Genomic DNA, 18,979 nt, shown 5'->3' on the forward strand with positions numbered 1-18,979 from the left:
CATCGGCCGCGCACTGCGGCCCAGTCCGAATGGGAGTGCGAAGGTCGCGCGGATCATCGTGCCGGTGTTCCTCGAGCCGGGTGAGGACCCGGCTGGCATGATCGCCTCCGCCTCCTACCGGCCGCTCGTGGCCGTGCTCCAGGGATTGCGCGCGCACGATGAACGCCTGGTCGAACAGCTCGCCTCCCGGGGACTGACCCGCGGCACGCGGAAGGTGCACGTGCGGCGTGATGCCGAGGGCCGGATTATCGGCGTCGGCGGTGAGGGCCAGGAGCATGACGGCGAAGCTGGCGAGGAGCACGGTGGCGGGGCGGGGTCCGTGCTGCTGCGTTTCTCCAGTCCGCGGGATCCGGCGACGATCGCGGCGTTCCTGCGCACGCGGGTGTACCGGCCGGAATCCCTGGCCTGGCTGGCCGGCTACCAAGCCCTCCTGCAGTGGAGGAGGGAGAACGGCGTCAGCGGGCTGTGTGCCGTGCCGTACGACACCGAGGTAAAGGCAGGGGTGTCGGTGTTTCCGCTGGGGCGGTGGGTGCACCAGCAGCGCAAGGCGCTGCGGGCCGGCGAGCTCGATGCGCATCGGCGGGAGCTGCTGGACGAGGCGGGGATGGTGTGGGAGCCGGGTGAGGAGGCCTGGGAACGCAGACTCGCCGTACTCAGGTCCTACCGGCGGGCCACCGGGCACCTCGCTCCCCGGCAGGACGCTGTCTGGGCCGACCCTGCTGACGGGGCCCTGGTGCCGGTCGGGCAGTACATGGCCAACCTGCGGCGCAAGGGTGCGAAGAACGGGCTCGGCAAAGATCCTGAGCGGGCGGCGCGGCGGGCCGCGCAGCTGGCCGCGATCGACCCCGACTGGGACTGCCCCTGGCCCCTTCACTGGCAACGCCACTACCGCCACCTGGCCCAGCTCACCACCCGACAGCCCGGCAGGCCGGACGGGCCCGGCCGGCCAGGCGAGCCGGACAAGCCGGACGGGCTCAGCCAGCCGGGCAGGCCGGACGGGCCCGGCGGGCCGTGCCAGCTGGGTGAGCCGGGCGTGCCGGGCGTGCCGGGCGTGCCGGGCGGCATCCTGCCCGGCACCCTCATCGACGGCGACGACATCAGCCGATGGCTCGAGCAACAGTGCCGGCCGGATACCTGGGCCCGGCTCATGCCCGAGCAGCAGCAACGGCTGCGCGCCCTGGGCATCCAGCCCGCCGAGGCGCCGTCCGGCGCACCCCCGGCCACGCGCTCGGCCAAAGGCCCGAGCAAGGCACAGCAGGCCTTCCAACGCGGCCTGGCAGCCCTCACGCAGTGGATCGAACGGGAAGGCCCCGGCCGGCCCGTACCACGAGGACACATCGAACAGATCACCATCCACGGCGAAACCGTGGCCGTGAAACTCGGCGTGTGGATCTCCAACACCAAAACCCGGCGCGCCAAACTCACCCCGCAGCAGCGCGACGCACTGCACAAGCTCGGCATCGACTGGGCCTGACCGCCAGGGAAAGCCAGGACAGGAGCAGCATGGTCCCGGCGGTCCGTAACCGGTGAGCGCCGAACGGCGTTGAACACAACACGCGGTCCAACCCCCCGCACCCGGCGGGAACACGGGCGGGCCCGAACCGAGGCAGTCCAGGCCCGGGGCCGGCGGCATGTCGAAGGGCAGGCGGCTACAGCTCGGCTTGGCGTCTCATCGCCGCCAGACGTTGACCTTCTCCGTCACCAGCAGCGGTGCTCCCGCCAGCCCTTTCACGTACGACGGCACCTACGTCTTACAGCGAAGCGACCGGCCGGGCCCGCAGGGCGAGGCTCGCCCGGTTGCGGGTCGTGCAGGGCCCACCGCGGGTCGTCCAGGACGGCCTCCGGGTCGGCGACGTCGGCGTCTTCAAGGAACACGACCAGGACGTGGTCGCTGTAGGCGGTGCCGAGGATCTGGTCCTGGCCGTGGCGGTGCACGGTGACTTTCCGGGACCGCCGAGACGCCCTGACACCCCCACACCCCATCCGTCGTCGGAGCGCTTTCCAGCGAGCTGGGACCGCCAGCGTCCGGGGGGTGGCGTTGTGAGGCGGGGCACGCGCACACAGCTCAGTTCGGCGGCAGCCCGGGGGCCCGTAAGCTGCCTGACCAGGAAGCGCATCCGCGCCGGGGCACTCTTCGGCACCAGACGGCCTTGCGCACCACGGCGCCCAAGCCGTCCGCGAACCGGCCTGTTGGCCGGCGCCTCGAATGACCGCTGGCACCACCCACGCTCCCCAGGCGGGACGCACCCGCAGAATGAAGGAAGTCACTCAACGGCCGCGGGTTGCAGGGCGCGCGCATCGCTGGGGCCGGCCGGGCGGCGCGGACGCCGGGCTGGAGGACCCCCCCCTGTTGTGTGCGGCGCAGCCGGTGGTACCGGCTCGGGGCGTCTCCGGCCGGGGATGGATCGGTGCCCGGGCTGGTGGAGCGCCCGCTCGCGGCTGCCGGGGCATCCCTTGAGCCGGCTGGTTGTTACCGGGCGAGGGTGACGGTGACCGGGGTGTTCGGGCAGCGGCTGAGGTTCTCCGGCAGGGCGGCTTCCTCGCTGGGGTCGATGCTCAGGCGCCAGCGCCGTTTGTCCGCCACCCAGTCGGTGACGTACGGGCAGCGGTAGCCGGCGGCCGGCGGCAGCCACGTGGTCGGGTCCTGGTCCGCCTTCGACCGGTTCGAGGACGCGGACACAGCGATCAGCGCGCGGGGTCGCCGAGGTCGTTGGCGTAGGCTTCCCGCTCGGCGGCCGACCAGGAGGAGGCGCCGGAGTCCCACGCCTCCGCCAGCGGCACCAGGTGTTATCCGCACTCGGTCTGTGGTGCCGCTGATGTCGGTGACAGGCGTGTTGCTGACCGTGTCCTGTCTGTGAGCGATGCGTTGTCCGGTGCAGCGGCAAGATGCCGTTGACAGCGGTGACGGAGGGGTGCGGTGGCGAGTACGCAGAGGGTGGTCACGGGGGAAGGTGTTGCGTGGACGCAGCGGCCCCCGCTCAGCGCGCACCGCGCGCCCTGAACCGGCGCCACCACGGCTTCTTCTTGGAGGACTTCGGCGCGGGTGTGGCAGCCGTCGTGGTCGGCATCGACCCAGTGCCGGAACGCATCACGGCTGTAGCCCGTCCGGTCCTCTGAGCGATCGACAGCCGCGCAAGCGCGTCACGGACCGGCAGCGTGAGCGTCCCGCCCGGCACGGCGACCGAGGCTGTGCGGGCGGTTACGGGGGCTGCCGCGGCCGGCTGAGCGACGGCGGGCAGGAACAAGGCGGCGACTGCGGCTGCCGCGGCAGCCGCGGTGCGGGCCAGACGCATACAGCGGGTCCCTTCGAAGATCCAGCAGATTCGGGATCTTCGTAACGGCACGTGCTGGCGGTGCGCCCGGGGCCGGCGGCATGTCCAGCCGAACGAGGGAGACCAGCGGTGGTCGTGCCATGGAACGAGGGCGCTGCGGTGCCGTCTTCTTCACCGTGCGCTTACGCCGCCTTGAGCTCGTGCGACGGTGTCCTGCCCTCGGTTCTGTGCCGAGGCCCTGGTTGTTCTGTCCCGGGGGTTGTGGACGGGTGATGCAGGTCTCGGCTGAGGGATCTTGAAATGGGTGAGGGCCTTGTGGCCTGGTGTGGATTGCGACATCTGTACCGGCGACCAGAAAGGCCCTCGTGCCCCGCCGTAATGCACCCCTGACCGAGACCGGACGCCTGCGCCTGGCCCGCTGCGTGGTCGAGGACGGCTGGCCCTTGCGACGGGCCGCCGAACGCTTCCAGGTCTCACCCACCACCGCCCAGCGGTGGGCCGCTACCGCGAGCTGGGCGAGGCCGGGACCGCTCGTCCCGACCGCATCACAGCCCGCGCCGCACCCCGACCCGCACCGAACGCCGGATCATCAAGGTCCGCGTCCTGCGCCGGTGGGGCCCGGCCCGCATCGCCCACCTGCTCGACCTGGCCCCCTCGACCGTGCACCGGGTCCTGACGCGCTTCGGCCTGGCCCGCCTGAGACATCTGGACAGGGCGACCGGCCGTGTCATACGCCGCTACGAGCGTGAACGGCCCGGCGAGCTGGTCCACGTGGACATCAAGAAGCTCGGGAACATCCCCGACGGCGGCGGCCACAGAGTGCTGGGCCGCCAGGCCGGCCGCAAGACCAGGACCGGCGTCGGCTACCAGTACATCCACACCGCCGTCGACGACCACTCCCGCCTGGCCTACAGCGAGATCCTCACCGCCCGCGCGGCGAACACGTCGGTCAGCGCAGCCGGACCGGTCCCAGGGCTGTGCGGCTCCCGTACAGCCTTCTCAGATGCCCGATCAGCGGGCGGGCGAGGGAGCGGCCGCCGGCATGGAGCTGGTCCAGCGACAGATCCGGCACGAGAGATGGCCCGCCAGGAGGGTCTCTGGGAACTGGTCGCGCGGACCCGTATACGGGGGCGGGCGCACGACCGCTCCACGCGCACAGCTTCGGCATACGCGAATGGACCTACGCAGATTGACGCGCGCTACCAGCTGCCTCGCTACCAGCGTCTCGAATCTCCTCCGCCGTCTCCTCCGCCGCCCCAGGCGGAGCGGGAGATGCCGCAGGCGGTGCTGATCCGTGACGACCTGCGGGCCGCCGGTGTCGGCGCCGTGACCGGTCAGGCAGACGGCCGCCGATCGGTGCGGCCGCCGGTCGTCCTGGGCACCGCGGTGGGCACGGAGTCACACGAGGGGTCCCGAGCGTGGCGCTCACCGGTACGCCGGCGTGTGCCTGAGCTTCGAGTTCGTCGGTGGGCTACGCCCGTGATAGCGGTGTGGCCGCAGCAGGTTCGCCTGCGCGCGGAGGCCTGAGAGACGGGAGAGAGCCACCGTCCCGCGGTGTCGAACCGGGCCTCTTCCTTGACGGGCATCAGGAGTCAAGGTGCGGGAGGCGCGTACGTGATGCCGACGTCGCCAGCGGACGTCGCGGCGAAAGTGACCACCCGCCAGATCGCATCGGGGATGCCGTCCCTGGGCCCGTCGCAGGCATCGTTGAGGAGATCCACAACCAGCGAACCGGAGGTCCCGTCCGGCCCTGCGCCCGTGAACGTGACCTGCTGTGCCATCCAGGGCCGTCCGTCGGGCGCGGCGAACTGCACCACAGCGTGGTGGGGCGTTAAGCCCTTGCCATCCTGGATGAGAACGAGCGTGCCCGCCTTGAGGTCGAGACCGACCTCGACCTTGGTGTCCTCCTGCGTCATGACGGGGTCGCCAGCGGTGCTCAACTTCATGCTGCGTCTCCAGTTGGTGAAGGGATCACTCGTGCTTTGATCCTGGCCCTTCCCCAGTCGCACCAAGCGTCCAGCCACTGGTTGATCGGCACGGGCTGGGGGCGCCGCCTACAGCTCCGCGCGCGGCGGCACGAACGTCTTCGTGCTGTTCGTGGGTTGGGGCGTCTTCGCCCACGCCGGGATGGTCGCCCTGTGCCTCCTCGCCCGTGCGCTGTGGGGCCGCCGACGACCGGGCCGCCCGTCCGGCAAGGAAGCGCCCGGTGCCGGAGCGCCGGAGCCTCGCACGCTGGAGTCCGTCGGCTGATCAGCCGACGAGGTGCACGGTTACGTACATGCCTCCGGGCGTCGAGCAGGCGGGCGGTGCGCGAGAACGCCTTGCTTCGAAGGTTGTCCCAGTCGATCCGGTGACGGAGCAAAGAGTGCTCTTCCATGACGCTCAGCGCCTTCGACAAGTACGTCCGTGCCGAGGGAGCCATGTCACCGCCCGCCGAGTCCTGCGCATCGCTCGTGCATCCCGTCGCCGCGACGACAGCTCCGGCCAGTGCCGCACATGCCGGCACGCGCAGTGAACGTCTCCGACCCATCCGTCCCCAAGCTCTCGTAACAGGACGTAACCCTAACCTCAACGATCACCGGCTGACGAGCTCACAGATGAGAAACACGCACTTAGGTGTGTCGCTGGCCGCGAGGCGTTGCTCGTGTGCGGGTTGTACTGCCGTTGCCCCCTCCGGCACAGCGTCAGTGGTGGGGTTCGCGGCGCGAGTGCCGAGGTATCCGGTGGCGGCGGCACAGGCGGCTGTGACAGCGGCGGCGGTTAGACCGGTGACGATTGTGGTGGTATCGATGAGGGCTGCCATGGCCGCGAGGGAGATAGGGGCGAGTCCGGCAGTGAGAAAGTAGAACATGCTCATGACGCGGCCGATGTGGCTGGCTGGAGTGTTGTTCTGGAGCTGGGGGAGCACAGCTCCGGCTATGGCCCCGGCGCCGCAGCCGAGGACAGCCGTCGCGGCAATGGCGAGAGCAAGTCCGGTGGCACCAGCAAGGGTTAGTAGGGCACTGGCGATAGTCACCCCCGCGGCGATGTAAATCCTCTTAGGCTCGGCAAGCCCTGGTACGAGAGACAAGGTGAGAGCGACGGTGCATGCTCCGGCGCCGAGGCCCGCTTCCAGCATGCCCAGGCCAGACGAACCCCAGGTACGGGCGGAGGCGATGGAGGGCAGCCCCACGTTGATGACACCGCCGGTCGCGAACTCGAACAGGCCGGCCGCTACGAGTGGCATCACTAGGGCTGGGCGGCGGCGCACATAGGACAAGCCGCTACGCAGGTCAGCGAGTACTCCGCTGCCGCGGGATTCAACGTGCTTGTCAACCGAGGGGGCGACGCGAAGGGCGTGGCTGCGGCAAGCGAGTAGGGCGATGGCGCAAAGTAGAAAGGTGGCTGCGTCGAGGAGGAACGGCAGCGTTGGGCCGGCCCAGGCGACAAGTACGCCGCCCAATGGGGCGCCGGTTACTAGAGCGAGTCGGTTGAGCAGGTTCCGGACGTTCTGGATTCTCACGACCTGGTCGGACGGCACGAAGAGGGAGGGCAGGGAACCGCTGGCCGGGTAGTAGATGGCATCGGCCAACCCGAAGATCACAGCCAAGACGATCAGCAGTGGGAAAGATGGCCCATTAGCCCAGATCAGCGCGCAGAGTGTGGCAAGGGTGGCAGCTCGGCTGATATCGCTGAGGATGGTTAGGCGGAGGGGGCCGACCCGGTCCGCGAAGGCGCCTCCGATCAGCATCAGGATGCCACGGGGCAGGGCTCCGGCAGCAAGAATCCAGCCGAGGCCGCTTGGGCCGTAGCGGCTCACCGCAATCCAGCCCAGGGCGAGGTAGAAGACGTGGTCTCCGGCGATCGATAGGCCTTCCGCTGTGAGCCAGAGGATCTGACGGTTGCGAGAAAGACCAGCGGTCGGCTCAACCGATCGGGAAGCCGTGGACGAATGCCATAACCTTCGCGGTCGGCTCATCGTCATCCTCCTGCTGTCCTTGGGCGAGGGCCGGGTTAGCTGCGGTGAGGTCACGAAAACGCTTGAGGACAGCGTTGATCTCTGCCTCGAGGTCGAGCATCTGTTGATAAGTCAGCTGCAGCACGTCATCGGTGCCGAAGGCTGCCGCGCGAAACTGAGGTGGCCCGCTGTAACCCTGCAGGAACTTGGAGAAGTACTCGAAGTGCACCGTCGCCTGCGCACGGTGCAGAAGTTCCATCTGCTCAACACCTTGGGGTAGTTCCGCGACGTCGTCGGTGTTGAAGGAGAAGCCACGGGAGGCATGGCGCCAGTACCGTTCGCGGCCCTTCGTGGGGTGGTCGTGATCTTCCACCACCGCCCCTAGTTCCGCCAGGCGCGTGAGGTGGTAGTACGCCAGCTGCGCAGTCGTGCCGACTTCCTTGGCAAGGGTGGTGGCGGTGGCCGACCCATACAGCCCGAGCGCGTAGAACAGCCGCAGCCGCAGGGGATGCGTGAAGGACTTCAACGTGTCCAGCGGCGAGGCTTGATGAGGCTTCTGGTCGGTCACCGGCGCCACGGTAGAGCCTCCCGGACTGTATTTCAAGATTTCTTGAATCATGCACCAGAAGGACAGACTGTGCGTACGGATCAGCGGGAGGCCGCGCAGCGTGAGGCCGTTGACGCGGTTGTTCGTGCGCTGGAGTTGCCCGCAAGAGCGCTGGTGCCCGAGCGGGGGCTGCGGACTCAGGTGGTCATGACGACGGGTCGGGGAAGACCCGGGTAGCGGCCCGCAGTGCGGAGAGGCGTTCGTGCGGGCCGGGTGCTGGTGCTCGTGCCGTCGCTGGATCTGCTCGCCCAGACCGAGGCCGCGTGGCGCGCGGCGGGCCGTACCGGGCCGGTGGTGGGGGTGTCGTCCCTGCGCGGTGCGGAAGCGGCTTTCCCCGACACCACGGCCGTGGGCGAGCTGGTCGACTGGGTGCGGCCGTTCGAGAAGGTCACCGTGTTCGCCACGTACGCCTCCTCGGGCTCGGCACCCTGGAGCGGGCGCACCGGGCCGGGCTGCCGGGCTGGGATCTGATCGTGGTGGACGAGGCGCATCGTACGTCGGGTCGGATCGGCAAGCCGTGGGCGGTCGTGCACGACAACACCCGTATTCCTGGGCTGCGGCGTCTCTCCATGACGGCTACGCCGCGTGTGTGGCAGGTGGACGAGGTTGCCGGCCAGGGTGCGTCGGGTGAGCCGGTGGCGTCGATGGAGGACGATGCGGAGGGGCCGTTCGGCGCCCGCTGTTACACGCTGACGCTTTCGGAGGCGATCGACCGGGGGATCCGCGCCCCGTACCAGGTGGTGTGCTTGGACATCGCCGACAGGCAGCTTCAGGCGGCGCAGCTTCTGGGCGCCGAGGGGCGCTCGGCTGAGGTCCGCGGGGCTCGGCTGGCTGCCCTCCAGAGCGCGTTGCTGAAGGCGTCGGCCGAGGAAGGCTTCCGCAGGGCGTTGGTCCTCCATCACGTGGTCGAGGAGGCTGAGACCTTCGCCGTCGGCCTGCCCCGTGTCGCCGAGCGGCTGTATGCGGATGGTCCGGCTCTGTATCCGTGCAGGATTTGGGCCGGGTGGCTGTGCGGGGAGCACAGGCCGGGCCACCGGCGGCGGGTTCTGGGGCAGTTCGCGTCCGGGGCCGCTGCGGATGGCACGATCGTGGAGAAGAGCTCCCTCATTCGGTGCAGGTTGTGGGTGAGGGGGTCGACACCCGGGAGTGCGATTCCGTCTTGTCGGTGATCTTCACCTCCAGCCTGTGGGCGGGGCGGCCGCTGTCGCGGGATTACGCCTGGCCGGGGTCTTCGGCGCGGCTCCTGGTCGCCGGCGCTGTCCTGGCGGGCGTGGAAGAGGCGGGCGTGGATGAGGCGGGCGGCATCGGGGCCGGGCTGGCTGACGGTCGGTCGGCGCGGCCGGGGGTCGTCGGTGGTGCCGGGGCTGCGGTGAATCCGAACCGGGCGCGGGTCTCGACGGGCATGCCCTGCTGTGCGCTTTTCCCGTGCACCTGGTGTGTTCCGCGTTCGGTGTCTCGTCCCGCAAGACGGCTGGTTGGTAGTACTTGTACGTCTTGCTGGTTGCCGTGATCGCGCTGCTCCTCTTCCGCAAGTACTGGAGTCGGCGCAAGATCGTCCTTGGTCGTGCTTTCGCCGTCGGGCTGGCGGGGGTCTCCTTCGCGGTCTGACGGCGGGGCCGAGTGGAAGAGAGTCATGCCTCCCATCAGCTCCCAGTCGGCAGTGGAACGGGCCGCTGCGGCCGTCGTGTCCTTGGCCGGTGCGGTGTCCGCCGTCCTCCTGCTCGCCGAGGGCACCCAGGCCACGGGTACGCCCGCGTGGCTGCTGCCGGTTCTCGCCGTGCTCGGCGCCGTCGTACCGTCGTTCACGGTGTTGGTGCTGTGCAAGACCTCGCACCGGGCCGCCCTGGTGGCGTTCGGGGCGGCTGCCGCCTGCCATGCGGCAGCCCTTGGTGCCTCGGGGGGTGACCTGTCGTTGAAGATCCTTCTGGGGCTGTCCGTAGGTGTGTCCTTCCTGGTCTGCGTACGGGTGACCGTGCTGCGGGCGGAGGCGTCGGAGAACCGGCCGAGGAATCGCTTCTGAGATGCCGCGATCTCGCACATCCGCGTCCGGGCTGCGCGCCACCGCCGACTTCCTGCTCTATGAACGGTTGAACGCGCTGGGCTGGAACGTGCCCCTGCCGGTCTTCCGGTTGCTGTGTTTGGCGGGCAGTGCCGCCATGGTCCCGGTGCTGCTGACCGTGGCTCTCCTCGGGGCGCATCTGCTGCGCCGGACGACCGAGCTGCCGGGCGCCGTCCTGGCCGGCGGTTTCCTCGTCCTCAATCTGTACGGGGGCGGGGTGTATCTGCTGCGCGAGGCGTTCTCGCGGCGACGGCACACGGTCAGTGGCAGTCCGAACGAGGGTTTCTACCGGGCCTTGGACATCAGGGCTCGTGATGTCTTCCTGGTGTACTGCGCCGCCCGGATCCTGTCCTTCCATTCCGCCCTGCTCACCGTGGACGCGGCCTTTCTGTTCGTCTTCCGGGATGTGCTGGCCGGTTCCGTCACGCTCGGGCTGATCTGCGTGCCGCTCGCGCTGTGCGCGGTCACGCTGGCCGTGTCGGCCCGGCTCGCCGTGCGTGCCGGTACTGCCGTGACCGTGGGTCCGGGTGTGTTCGCGGCGCTGGGTCTGGTGGTGTTCGTCACGGGGCTGGCAGCGGGAATGCTGCCGGACGCAGGCGCGTCGGGTGTGGGCGTGAGCTGCGGTACGGGTGTGGTGGGGCCGCTGGCCCTCGCGGTGACGGTGGCCTGTGCGGGTCTGACAGTCGCGGCCCTGCGCTGCTTCGCCCGCGACGTCCGCCGCCTGGACCGCGACGCGTTCGCCATCCGGCCCTCCGTGCGGTCTGCCGCCCTGCCTGCCATGGTCTTCCGGCCGGGGCGGCTGCCGCTGCTTGCGGTCCTGCACCGGCACTTCGTGTCCAGCCGCACCGCTGTCATGATCAAGCGGACCTACGCGGTCCTGCTCATGGCCGTGCTGCTCTTGGCGGGAGTGCGCGTGTCCGGCAGTGAGGTGCTGCCCCTGCCGGGCGGGGCGGAACGGCCGGTGACGCGGACCGCGGTCGCCCTCGGCTTCGTGCTGCTGCTGGGCTCCGTGGAGCTGGTGCTGGCCACCAGCGGCCCGACCGCGCTCGGCCCTCAGTTCCGTTTCGCCTGGGAGAACCTGCTGTCCCATCGTCACATCGCGGTGAGCGCCGCGCTCTACTGCAATGCCCACGCGGTAGTCCTGGCCGCGGGCGTGGCGGCGGTTGCGGGCCTGCTGAACGGCACGGTGCCGTGGCACCTGCCGTTCCTGGGGCTGGGGGTCATGTCCGCCTCACTGATCGCGGAATCCCTGGCCTCGGTGCCCAAGCGGCTGGTGGACGGCACCAGCGCGCCGGGCGTGTTCGTGGCCTGCGTCTCCATCGGGCTGGCCCTGCCGGCTCTTGCGGGCAGCACCGCGCACTTGCTGTTCCTGCGGCTGCTGGCCGCGTTCTACAGCGTCTGTCTTTTCACAGGAGCGATCACGTGCATCGGTCGTCGGATCAGAACCCTGCCCTCGAGATCCGCGAGGTGACAGCGGGCTATGTCGAGGGCGCTCCCGTGTTCACGGGGCTGTCCCTCTCCTTCAGTGCGCCGGGGCTGGTGCATCTGCGGGGCGGCAACGGCACGGGCAAGTCCACCTTCGTGGAGCTGTGCTCGGGGTACCTGTTGCCCTGGCAGGGCAGCGTACGGGTCGGCGGCATGGACGCGAGCAGCCCGGCGGCCCGGGCCGGACGCCGGATCTGCCGTACCCAGCCTGCGCTTTACCCCGACATGACGGTCCGGGACCACCTGGTGTTCGCCTCGCGGTGCCGCGGCGTGGGTCCCGAGGGCGGCCTGGACCGCGCGGTGGGGCTGGGGCTGGGGCCCTGGCTGGACCACGCGGCCAGGACGTTGTCCACCGGCAACACCCGCAAGCTCTGGTACGTCGTCTGCACACTCGGTGCCTTCGGCCTCGCCGTCCTGGACGAGCCGTTCAACGGCATCGACCAGGAGGGCGAGGAGAAGATCGCCGAGGAGCTCTCGCTGTGGAGCACTGACCGTCTCGTCGTCCTCATCAGCCATACGGCGCCCGCCGCTTTGGCCGTGACGGACGAGTACGTCCTGAGCGGAACCCCGGTTCCTGGACAGTCATGGCACTGATCGAGGTCCGCCGTCTGACGAGGAGACTCGGCGAGACGGTCGTCGAGGACCTGTCGTTCTGCGTGGATCCAGGGAAGGTGACCGGTTTTTTCGGTCCCAACGGCGCCGGGAAGTCGGCCACGATGCGTCTGATGCTCGGGCTCGGCGAGGGCGGAATGCGCTTCGGCGGCGTTTTCCGCCGTGCTCTGGCCCGGGGCGCGCCGTGTCGGGGTGATGCTCGACGCACGCTCGTTCCACCCGGCTCGAAGGGCCGTCGGTCATCTGCGGATGCTCGCGGGAGTGCTCGTGAGAGGGGCCGGTCTGCCGCTTGCCCGTGCCGACGAGGTGCTGGGGCTGGTCGGGCTCATCTCGGTCGCCGCCGCCCGGCCCGCTCCGGGGCTGCGGTAGTCCTACGTCTGCGGGCAGTTCGTTCTTGGCCAGGGTTGCGCGCCGCGAAGGGCGGCAACGGCCGGCACCGTGACGTGGCTCGGCCGCCTGGTGGCTGTGTCTGTCGTTGACGGGTTCAGTGTCACCCAGCGGCCTGGCGCGGGGGGTTACGTTGCGGTTTCGACCTTGCGGAGGGCAGCTCGTGCTGCCCAGTATCCCGACATGCCGTGTGCGCCGGCTTTGGGGGGCGTGGCAGCCGAGCAGATGAAGACCCCGTCGGCTCCGGTGGCGTAGGGGTGCAGCGTGATGCGGGGGCGGAACAGGAGTTGCAGTGGGTCGTTGGAGCCCGACACGATGTCGCCGCCGACGTAGTTGGGGTTCTTGCGGGACATCTCGGTGGTGCTGCACACGGCAGTGCCGCGGATGCGGTCGCGGAAGCCGGGTGCGAAGCGCTCGATCTGGGCGGTGATCGCCTCTGTCGCGTCCCCGGTGCAGCCGGCCGGTACGTGGGCGTAGGTGCAGAACGGGTGCACACCATCGGCGGATCGCGACGGGTCGGCGACGTACTGCTGTGCTGCCAGGACGAACGGCCGGTCCGGCATGCGGCCGCGGGCAACGGCGGCCTCGGCTGACGCGATCTCCTCGAACGTCCCGCCGACGTGCACCGTGCCGGCGTGCCGGCTCGGTTCGTGTGTCCAGGGCACACCGCCCTCGACGGCGAAGTCGACTTTGAAGGCGCCCGGGCCGTGGCGGTAGGCGCGGTAGGCGCGTGCGACGTGTCGCGGAAGTCGGTCGCCGGTGATGTCGGCCGCGGCGGCAGGGGCGGTGTCGAGCATGACCAGGTCGACGGATCCGAGGTCGTCGAGGCTGGTGACGGTGCGTCCGGTCTCGAACAGCACGCCCCGCTGTTTCGCAGCAGCGATCATCGCCGTGGAGATGGCGGCCGAGCCGCCGACGGCGGCACACCAGCCGTACCGGTGCGCGGCGGTGCCGAGCGCCACGCCGATGGCGGAGGAGGCGAGGGCGTCGAGCGGGCGGAAGGCGTGTGCGGCGAGCCCGGCGAGCAGAGCGCGGGCCTCGTCCTGGTGCCAGCGTCGGGCCAGGAGTGAGGCGGGCAGCCCGGCGTACAGGCCGAACCGGCCGAGGTGGAACGGATGCCGCGGGATGTGGAGCACCGGTCGCAGGAACTCGTCGGCGATCGTGTCGAAGCGGTCGGTCAGCGAGCCGAACACGCGGGTCCAGGTGCGGCCGTCGCGTCCTCCGAGGTGGCGGCCGGTCTTCTCGGCGGAGCGGTAGGCGGCGGCGCCGCGTCCATGGTCGAGCGGGTGGGAGTACTGCACCGGCGGTTCCGCCCACTGCAGGCCGTGTTCGGCGAGGTCGAAGGCCTGGGAGAACCGTGTGGCGACCGCCATTGGGTGGATCGCCGCGCACACGTCGTGCACGAGTCCCGGAAGGGTCAGTTCCGCCGAGCGGGTGCCGCCTCCCAGGGTGTCGGCGGCCTCGATGACGCGCACCCGGATCCCGGCGTCGGCCAGCACGAGCGCGGCCGCGAGTCCGTTGGGGCCGCTGCCGACGACGACTGCGGTCGTCACGGTGTCTCCTCGTCCGGGCCTGCGGCTGCTGTGTGTGTCGCAGCGACGGCGGCGCGCAGTGGCGCCTTGTCGAACTTGCCGGGGGGATTGTTCGGCACCTCGTCGACGAAGGTCACCGAGGTCGGCAGTTCGTCCTTCGCGATCCGCTGCGTCAGGAACGCGACGAGTTCGTCCTCGTCGGGCAACGCGCCTTCCCTCAGGGCAACGAACGCGACGGGCTCCTCGCCCATGACCGGGTGGGGACGGCCGACCACCGCGGCCTCGAGGACGGCGGGGTGCGCGTGGATGGTGTGTTCGATCTCGCCGCGCTCGCCCGTCGGCACGAGGGTGTCGTCGGGGGCCATGACGGCGACCGTCTGGCCGAGGAGGGCCACGCCGACCGTGCCGGGCTTGCGGACACCGTCGAGCGGGTTGCTCGTCGAAGCGCAGGTGCCCTCGGAGAGCCCGTGGCCGGCGATGAGCACCACGCCGAAGCGTTCCTCGGCCCGGCGGATGAGTGCGGCCGGTGTCGGGGCCGCTGCGCAGGCGACGAAGCGCAGTGAGCCGGTGTCCGGCTCGACCTCTGCGGGCAGGTTCGCGAGCATCGCGCAGATCGCCGGGATGCCGGGTAAGTAGGCGGGACGCACTGTTTCGAGGGTCGCGAAGAAGGTGTGGGGGTCGAAGCGTCCGGCGATGGTTGCCTGTCCGCCCGCTCGCAGGGGCGGCAGGATGCTGACCACGATGCCGTTCACGTGGAACAGCGGCAGGATCAGCAGGCTGTGGTCGCGCTCGCCGAGCGACAGTGCCTCGACCATGGTTCCCGTCATCGCGTCAAGGCCGGCGTCGGTGAGTTCACGCCCTTGGGAGGTGCGGTGGTGCCGCTTGTGCCAACGAGCGGGGCCAGGTCGTCGAGGTCCGGTTCGGCCGGGTCCGCGTCGGCTCCCGCACAGGGCGCTGCGAGGTGCTCGGGCGCGAGCGTTGTGACGCCCTCCGGCGACAGGCCGTCGTGGGTGACCGGCACGCGTGCTGTGGAGTCGGTGATCTGGTATTCGGTCTCACCGTGGGCCGGGGCGGGGTTCACCGGTGTAACGGCGGCGCCGGGGCGCCAGGCGGTGAACAGCGTGACCACGGTGTTCACGCGGTTGGGCAGTCGGACCGCGGCCACCGTGCCGCGAGCCGCTTCGTGGGTCGCCAACGCACGGGACGCTGTTTCGAGGCGTGCCGCGCATGCCTGGTTGGTGAGCGTGCCGACCGTCTCGTCGGAGAGGCACGGTTTGTCGGGCCTGGTGCCGGCGCGTTCGGAGGGGAGAGAGGCGACGTGCATGTGATGGCCTCCGGGAGGACAGGGGGCGGCGGGGAGGGGTCAGTCGGAGGTTGCGTCGCATCGGTTCGGGTCCGCTCCCAGGGTCTGCCGACGGTGGTAGCCGGTGGCGGTCCAGGTGACGTTCAGCGGGACGGGACCGTTGGGCAGCCACGGCTGCTCCGCTACGCAGTCGGCGACCTTCCAGGTGCCCCGCTCGACCACGCCCAGGGCGGCGTCGATCACCTCATACCGCTGGGTGCGCCGGTGGACGGGCTGGGACTCGGCCCAGACCACGACCAGGTCGCCGGGCTGGAGGCTGAGGCGTTTCTGCACGGCTGCGACGAGGCGGGCGTCATGCATGTGGCCGTCGCCGACGTTGAAACCGAGGATGGTGTTGCACACGAACTCCCCCTCGCGGACGGTGCGTGTCTCGATGTCGGCGAGGTGTGCATACAGGAGGGAGAACAGGCCGCGCCCCTGGCTGTGCATCGAGCGCCAGGCGAGTGCCTTCTGCAACGTCATCTCGGCGTCGTCACGTTCGTACGGAGTCGGGATCATGCGCTGCAGCTGGTCGATCTGGTTCTCCACCCCGGGCAGCTCGTTGAGCCGCTCCTCCACGCCGGGCTTCATCGCCCACACGGACGAGGCCCAGTTCCCGGCGTACTGGCGCATGGAGGGCAGGAAGGAGACGAGGTCGGGGCGCAGGTTGCCCAGGACCGGCCCGAACGCCAGCAGCGCCAGGACCGGGACGAGCAGGACCGGCTGTGAGAAGTTGACGATGGTGTATGTGCCGGGATCGAACCCGACCCACAGGACGATCGCGGTGAACCCGAAGAAGACGTTCCACTCCAGGGGGACGGCGATCGGGAATGTCGAGGCGATGAAGAGGTGGAAGGCCAGCATGCACAGCGCGCCGATCAGTGCCACGGTCGCGTTCGTCGTGAGCAGCAGGGTGATCGGGATGATGATCTCGACGGCGGTGCCGCCGATGTGAGCCATGGACCAGGCGACACGGGAGGGGCGCAGGTCGTTCGGGACGTCCCGGTAGTGCAGACGCTTGACTCGTCCGGGCATGGCCGGGCTGTTGGAGACCGTCGGCGGCACGACGTGCTCGAAGTGGGCACCGATCTTGGACACACCGGCACCTGTCCACACGACGCACGTCACGATCTTGAACACCACGACGAGGTCGACGAAGTCCGCGGCGCCGCCGATGCTCCCCATCAGCGCGGAGAACAGCATGACCGGCAGGTACTGCTCGGACCGGCCGGCCAGGAAGATGACCTTGTCCCGCAAGCCCATCAGGGGCATGAGGACGAGGACCGGGAGGAAGCAGTGCGGTGGGACGAGCTCCTGCGGGCCGGTGCCCGCCGGGAGGAACTCGCCCGGCACAGGCTCGGCCTGCGCGGCCAGCGGGTAGACGAGGGCGGCGGGTAGACGAGGGCGGCGAGCACGCCGGCGAAGAGCGCCACGTCGAACCAGGTGCGCTCGTCGCCGCCGGTGAACGGCACGCGGCTGCCCCAGGGCGCCATGCGGACCGTGCCGGGACGGATCCAGTACCGGATGTTGCCGATCATCGGGCGGAAGTGGCCGCACAAGGGCCCGAAGGCACCACCGAGTCCGGTCACCTCCAGCAGCATCAGCCACACGGCGAGCTTGTGGTGCACGACGATGTCGTGGTACCAGCTGCCGATGTCGGTGAACTCGGTCCCGGACGTCGCCGACGCGATCCGGATGCCGACGCCGAAGCAGAGGCCGAGCATCTTGACGATGTACATGATGTGCAGCGCCCGCGGTGTGCCGAAGCCGTCGTCGGCCCAGTGGGTGCTGAGGATGCGCACGCGTTCGCGCAGGGGAAGCTTCAAGAAGACCGTCGGCTCGACCGGCTGCGGAGACGGTTTGACGAATCCCAAGGGTGCTCCTGTCGGTGGTGGCCCGGACGGCACGCATCGGTGACCGCCCGTAAGGGGCACGCCGCCTGCTTCCGAGGGCCGCGTCACGCGATCTGGACGCACGGACTTCAGGAGGGTGGGAAGACCTGGGACACTGTGCGCGCGAACCGAAAAAGCGGGTGCGGATCGGTCTTCGCTTCCCGCTTCCGGCTACCGTTGCGGTGCGACGGTCCAAGGGCTCATCACACACCTGTGCCCGGGAACCGAGACAGGAGGAAGGGTCAGCCATGGGTCCCCGGGTGGACCGCAAGGAGATCGCCCGTCGTGCGGCCGCCCGTGTCGCCGACATCGCCGCGGCCTCGAGCGCGCAGCTCGACGAGGTGGCGCGCCTGCTCCAGGCCGAGCTCGCCGAGTCGATCCCGGAGCTTCGCGGAGACCAGCTGATGCTCGGCCTCCTCCACGCGAGTGTGGAGAGCAACGTGAAGACGTTCTTCCACATCGTGCGGTACGGGGTCCCGGTCGACACGGTGGAGGCACCATGGCCGGCCGTCGAGTACGCGCGACGCCTTGCGCAGCGCGAGATCTCCTCGAACGCCCTGCTGCGCGCCTACCGCCTCGGCCACCGGCGCGCCCTTGAGTGGGTGGCCGGTGAGCTGGCCGGCGTCGAGCCGGACGGCAGGGTCTCCTTCGCGGCGCTGCAGATGCTCCAGGACGCCGCTTTCGCCTACATCGACCGGGTTTCCGAGCAGGTCGTCGCGGAATACGAGACCGAGCGGGAGCGGTGGCTGGCGCATCGGAACACGATCCGCACGGCCACGCTGAGCGCGCTGCTCGCCGGGGAGGAGGTGGACGTGGCCGCGGCGGAGCAGGTCCTCGGCTACCGGCTCCGCCGGGAGCACCTCGGACTCGTCCTGTGGTCGGACGAACGCATGACGTCGACGGACCCGCTGGAGTTGCTCGGGCAGCTGACCGGTGCCGTGGCCCAGGAGGTCGGTGCGGACTCCTCGCCGCTTTTCGTCCCGCAGGACCGCTCGCTCGGCTGGGGCTGGATACCGCTGCGGGCAGGGGCACCTGTCGACCTCGACGGTTTGGCCCGCATCCTTGGTGAGGCGGGTGGTGAGGTGAAGGCCGCGGTCGGCGCGGTCGGGACAGGACTCGCGGGTTTCCGTGCGACACACCGCCAGGCCTTGCGGGCTCACCGGGTCGCGGTCCTCGGGGCCGAGCGGGCCCAGCGGATCACGTCGTTCACCGCGCCCGGGGTCAGGGCGGCCGCCGCTCTCGCGGGCGACCTCGACCTCGCCCGTGACCTGGTCACATCGATGCTCGGAGGGCTGGCACAGGACGACGAAGGTGTCGCACGGCTGCGGGAGACCCTTACCGTCTTCCTTCAGCAGAACCAGAGCTTCGTCGCGACCGCGGCGAAGGTCCATCTGCACAAGAACACGGTCAAGTACCGGGTGGACAAAGCAGTGCGGTTGCGGGGGCGGCCGATCGAGGAGGACCGGCTGGATCTCGAGCTCGCGCTGGCCGCATGCCGCTGGCTCGGACCTGCCGTGCTCTCCCGATCTGCGTGATCTCGGCCGAATCCCCGTACAGGCCAAAAGGGTTGGTCCACGACGACGGCACGAGCCGCTCATTTTGTTCTGCCCGGCCGACGACTTCTTCGTCCGCACGAGCGAGTCTGGGCGCCTCGCCCCGATGGAGATCACGCCGTCCCCACCGCGGGATCACCAGCACACGGGCGGGCTTCGCAGGGCTTCCGGCTCTTCCGGGGCGATCGTCGCCACGTCCCTGACGCCGCGGTGGCGCGGCGGCCGCCGAAATGCCGCGCACGCGCGGCATGCGCCGGCGCCCACCGCCCGAACGTCCTCCATCATCCTGGACAGTGGTGAG

Annotated in this window: 17 protein-coding genes and 3 pseudogenes; 10 read left to right on the forward strand and 10 right to left on the reverse strand. The window is 70.1% G+C overall.

Annotation, left to right across the window (positions count from 1 at the left end):
• A partial coding sequence (locus tag OG899_RS00005; protein WP_406310850.1) for a Helicase associated domain protein occupies positions 1–1,474 on the forward strand: 1,474 nt, incomplete at its 5' end.
• A gap of 254 nt (positions 1,475–1,728) precedes the next feature.
• On the opposite strand, the gene OG899_RS00010 is transcribed toward OG899_RS00005, so the two are convergent.
• Both OG899_RS00010 and OG899_RS00015 read right to left on the reverse strand, forming a co-directional pair.
• A complete protein-coding gene (locus tag OG899_RS00010) occupies positions 1,729–1,935 on the reverse strand; it encodes a hypothetical protein (protein ID WP_406310851.1) in 207 nt (68 codons plus the stop codon).
• Between the two features lie 535 nt (positions 1,936–2,470).
• Positions 2,471–3,293 (reverse strand): annotated as a pseudogene (locus OG899_RS00015) (HNH endonuclease family protein).
• A gap of 344 nt (positions 3,294–3,637) precedes the next feature.
• On the opposite strand from OG899_RS00015, the pseudogene OG899_RS00020 reads away from it, so the two are divergent.
• A pseudogene (locus tag OG899_RS00020) lies at positions 3,638–4,220 on the forward strand (leucine zipper domain-containing protein); the annotation flags it as partial.
• Between the two features lie 644 nt (positions 4,221–4,864).
• Here OG899_RS00020 and OG899_RS00025 read toward each other — a convergent pair.
• Positions 4,865–5,218 (reverse strand): hypothetical protein, encoded by a 354-nt coding sequence (locus tag OG899_RS00025; RefSeq protein ID WP_168131614.1) that lies wholly within the window; start codon positions 5,216–5,218, stop codon positions 4,865–4,867.
• A gap of 142 nt (positions 5,219–5,360) precedes the next feature.
• On the opposite strand from OG899_RS00025, the gene OG899_RS00030 reads away from it, so the two are divergent.
• Positions 5,361–5,522 (forward strand): hypothetical protein, encoded by a 162-nt coding sequence (locus OG899_RS00030; protein WP_168131615.1) that lies wholly within the window; start codon positions 5,361–5,363, stop codon positions 5,520–5,522.
• Between the two features lie 325 nt (positions 5,523–5,847).
• On the opposite strand, the gene OG899_RS00035 is transcribed toward OG899_RS00030, so the two are convergent.
• Both OG899_RS00035 and OG899_RS00040 read right to left on the reverse strand, forming a co-directional pair.
• Positions 5,848–7,230 (reverse strand): MFS transporter, encoded by a 1,383-nt coding sequence (locus OG899_RS00035; protein ID WP_168131616.1) that lies wholly within the window; start codon positions 7,228–7,230, stop codon positions 5,848–5,850.
• Complete coding sequence (locus OG899_RS00040) at positions 7,178–7,777, reverse strand: helix-turn-helix domain-containing protein (RefSeq protein ID WP_168131617.1); 600 nt, start codon at positions 7,775–7,777, stop codon at positions 7,178–7,180. Before OG899_RS00040 ends, OG899_RS00035 begins: the two co-directional genes overlap by 53 nt.
• A gap of 252 nt (positions 7,778–8,029) precedes the next feature.
• On the opposite strand from OG899_RS00040, the gene OG899_RS00045 reads away from it, so the two are divergent.
• The 6 genes and pseudogenes from OG899_RS00045 to OG899_RS00070 form a co-directional block, all read left to right on the forward strand.
• Positions 8,030–8,287 carry a hypothetical protein gene (locus tag OG899_RS00045; RefSeq protein ID WP_308427060.1) on the forward strand — a complete coding sequence of 86 codons (258 nt, stop codon included), beginning with the start codon at positions 8,030–8,032 and terminating at the stop codon, positions 8,285–8,287.
• A 2-nt stretch (positions 8,288–8,289) separates the two neighbouring features.
• Positions 8,290–8,985 carry a hypothetical protein gene (locus OG899_RS00050; protein ID WP_251505399.1) on the forward strand — a complete coding sequence of 232 codons (696 nt, stop codon included), beginning with the start codon at positions 8,290–8,292 and terminating at the stop codon, positions 8,983–8,985.
• Positions 8,986–9,449: 464 nt separating this feature from the next.
• On the forward strand, positions 9,450–9,836 hold the full coding sequence (locus OG899_RS00055) for a hypothetical protein (protein ID WP_125499378.1): 387 nt from the start codon (positions 9,450–9,452) through the stop codon (positions 9,834–9,836).
• 1 nt (position 9,837) lies between these two features.
• Positions 9,838–11,346: a hypothetical protein gene (locus tag OG899_RS00060; protein WP_168131618.1), complete on the forward strand. Its 1,509-nt coding sequence runs from the start codon at positions 9,838–9,840 to the stop codon at positions 11,344–11,346.
• Positions 11,343–11,954, forward strand: coding sequence for an ATP-binding cassette domain-containing protein (locus OG899_RS00065; protein ID WP_189428082.1), 612 nt, complete (start codon positions 11,343–11,345; stop codon positions 11,952–11,954). The genes OG899_RS00060 and OG899_RS00065 overlap by 4 nt, the downstream gene beginning before the upstream one ends.
• Positions 11,945–12,085 (forward strand): annotated as a pseudogene (locus OG899_RS00070) (ATP-binding cassette domain-containing protein); the annotation flags it as partial. The gene OG899_RS00065 and the pseudogene OG899_RS00070, both read left to right, overlap by 10 nt.
• Before the next feature lie 402 nt (positions 12,086–12,487).
• Here the strand turns inward: OG899_RS00070 and OG899_RS00075 are convergent.
• Genes OG899_RS00075 through OG899_RS00095 form a run of 5 tightly spaced genes read right to left on the reverse strand, consistent with a single transcriptional unit; the run spans position 12,488 to position 17,107 of the window.
• Positions 12,488–13,912 (reverse strand): NAD(P)/FAD-dependent oxidoreductase, encoded by a 1,425-nt coding sequence (locus OG899_RS00075; RefSeq protein ID WP_125499376.1) that lies wholly within the window; start codon positions 13,910–13,912, stop codon positions 12,488–12,490.
• On the reverse strand, positions 13,909–14,718 hold the full coding sequence (locus tag OG899_RS00080) for a class I adenylate-forming enzyme family protein (protein ID WP_406310852.1): 810 nt from the start codon (positions 14,716–14,718) through the stop codon (positions 13,909–13,911). Before OG899_RS00080 ends, OG899_RS00075 begins: the two co-directional genes overlap by 4 nt.
• A complete protein-coding gene (locus OG899_RS00085; RefSeq protein ID WP_268249198.1) occupies positions 14,715–15,215 on the reverse strand; it encodes an AMP-binding protein in 501 nt (166 codons plus the stop codon). The genes OG899_RS00080 and OG899_RS00085 overlap by 4 nt, the downstream gene beginning before the upstream one ends.
• 39 nt (positions 15,216–15,254) lie before the next feature.
• Positions 15,255–16,586, reverse strand: a complete 1,332-nt coding sequence (locus OG899_RS00090; protein WP_406310853.1) for a DUF3556 domain-containing protein — start codon at positions 16,584–16,586, stop codon at positions 15,255–15,257.
• On the reverse strand, positions 16,496–17,107 hold the full coding sequence (locus tag OG899_RS00095; RefSeq protein WP_406310854.1) for a DUF3556 domain-containing protein: 612 nt from the start codon (positions 17,105–17,107) through the stop codon (positions 16,496–16,498). Before OG899_RS00095 ends, OG899_RS00090 begins: the two co-directional genes overlap by 91 nt.
• Before the next feature lie 266 nt (positions 17,108–17,373).
• On the opposite strand from OG899_RS00095, the gene OG899_RS00100 reads away from it, so the two are divergent.
• Positions 17,374–18,660: a CdaR family transcriptional regulator gene (locus OG899_RS00100; RefSeq protein ID WP_125499374.1), complete on the forward strand. Its 1,287-nt coding sequence runs from the start codon at positions 17,374–17,376 to the stop codon at positions 18,658–18,660.
• The last annotated feature ends 319 nt before the right edge of the window (positions 18,661–18,979 follow it).

Origin of the sequence: Streptomyces thermoviolaceus, assembly GCF_045209695.1 — a bacterium.
GTDB classification, from domain to species: Bacteria; Actinomycetota; Actinomycetes; order Streptomycetales; family Streptomycetaceae; genus Streptomyces; species Streptomyces thermoviolaceus.

Bases quoted from the DNA above. Each gene is read 5' to 3' on its own strand.
- OG899_RS00080 (WP_406310852.1), bottom strand. From the start codon at position 14,718: ATGACGGGAACCATGGTCGAGGCACTGTCGCTCGGCGAGCGCGACCAC.
- OG899_RS00025 (WP_168131614.1), bottom strand. From the start codon at position 5,218: ATGAAGTTGAGCACCGCTGGCGACCCCGTCATGACGCAGGAGGACACC.
- OG899_RS00035 (WP_168131616.1), bottom strand. From the start codon at position 7,230: ATGAGCCGACCGCGAAGGTTATGGCATTCGTCCACGGCTTCCCGATCG.
- OG899_RS00055 (WP_125499378.1), top strand. From the start codon at position 9,450: ATGCCTCCCATCAGCTCCCAGTCGGCAGTGGAACGGGCCGCTGCGGCC.
- OG899_RS00060 (WP_168131618.1), top strand. From the start codon at position 9,838: ATGCCGCGATCTCGCACATCCGCGTCCGGGCTGCGCGCCACCGCCGAC.
- OG899_RS00100 (WP_125499374.1), top strand. From the start codon at position 17,374: ATGGGTCCCCGGGTGGACCGCAAGGAGATCGCCCGTCGTGCGGCCGCC.
- OG899_RS00085 (WP_268249198.1), bottom strand. From the start codon at position 15,215: ATGCACGTCGCCTCTCTCCCCTCCGAACGCGCCGGCACCAGGCCCGAC.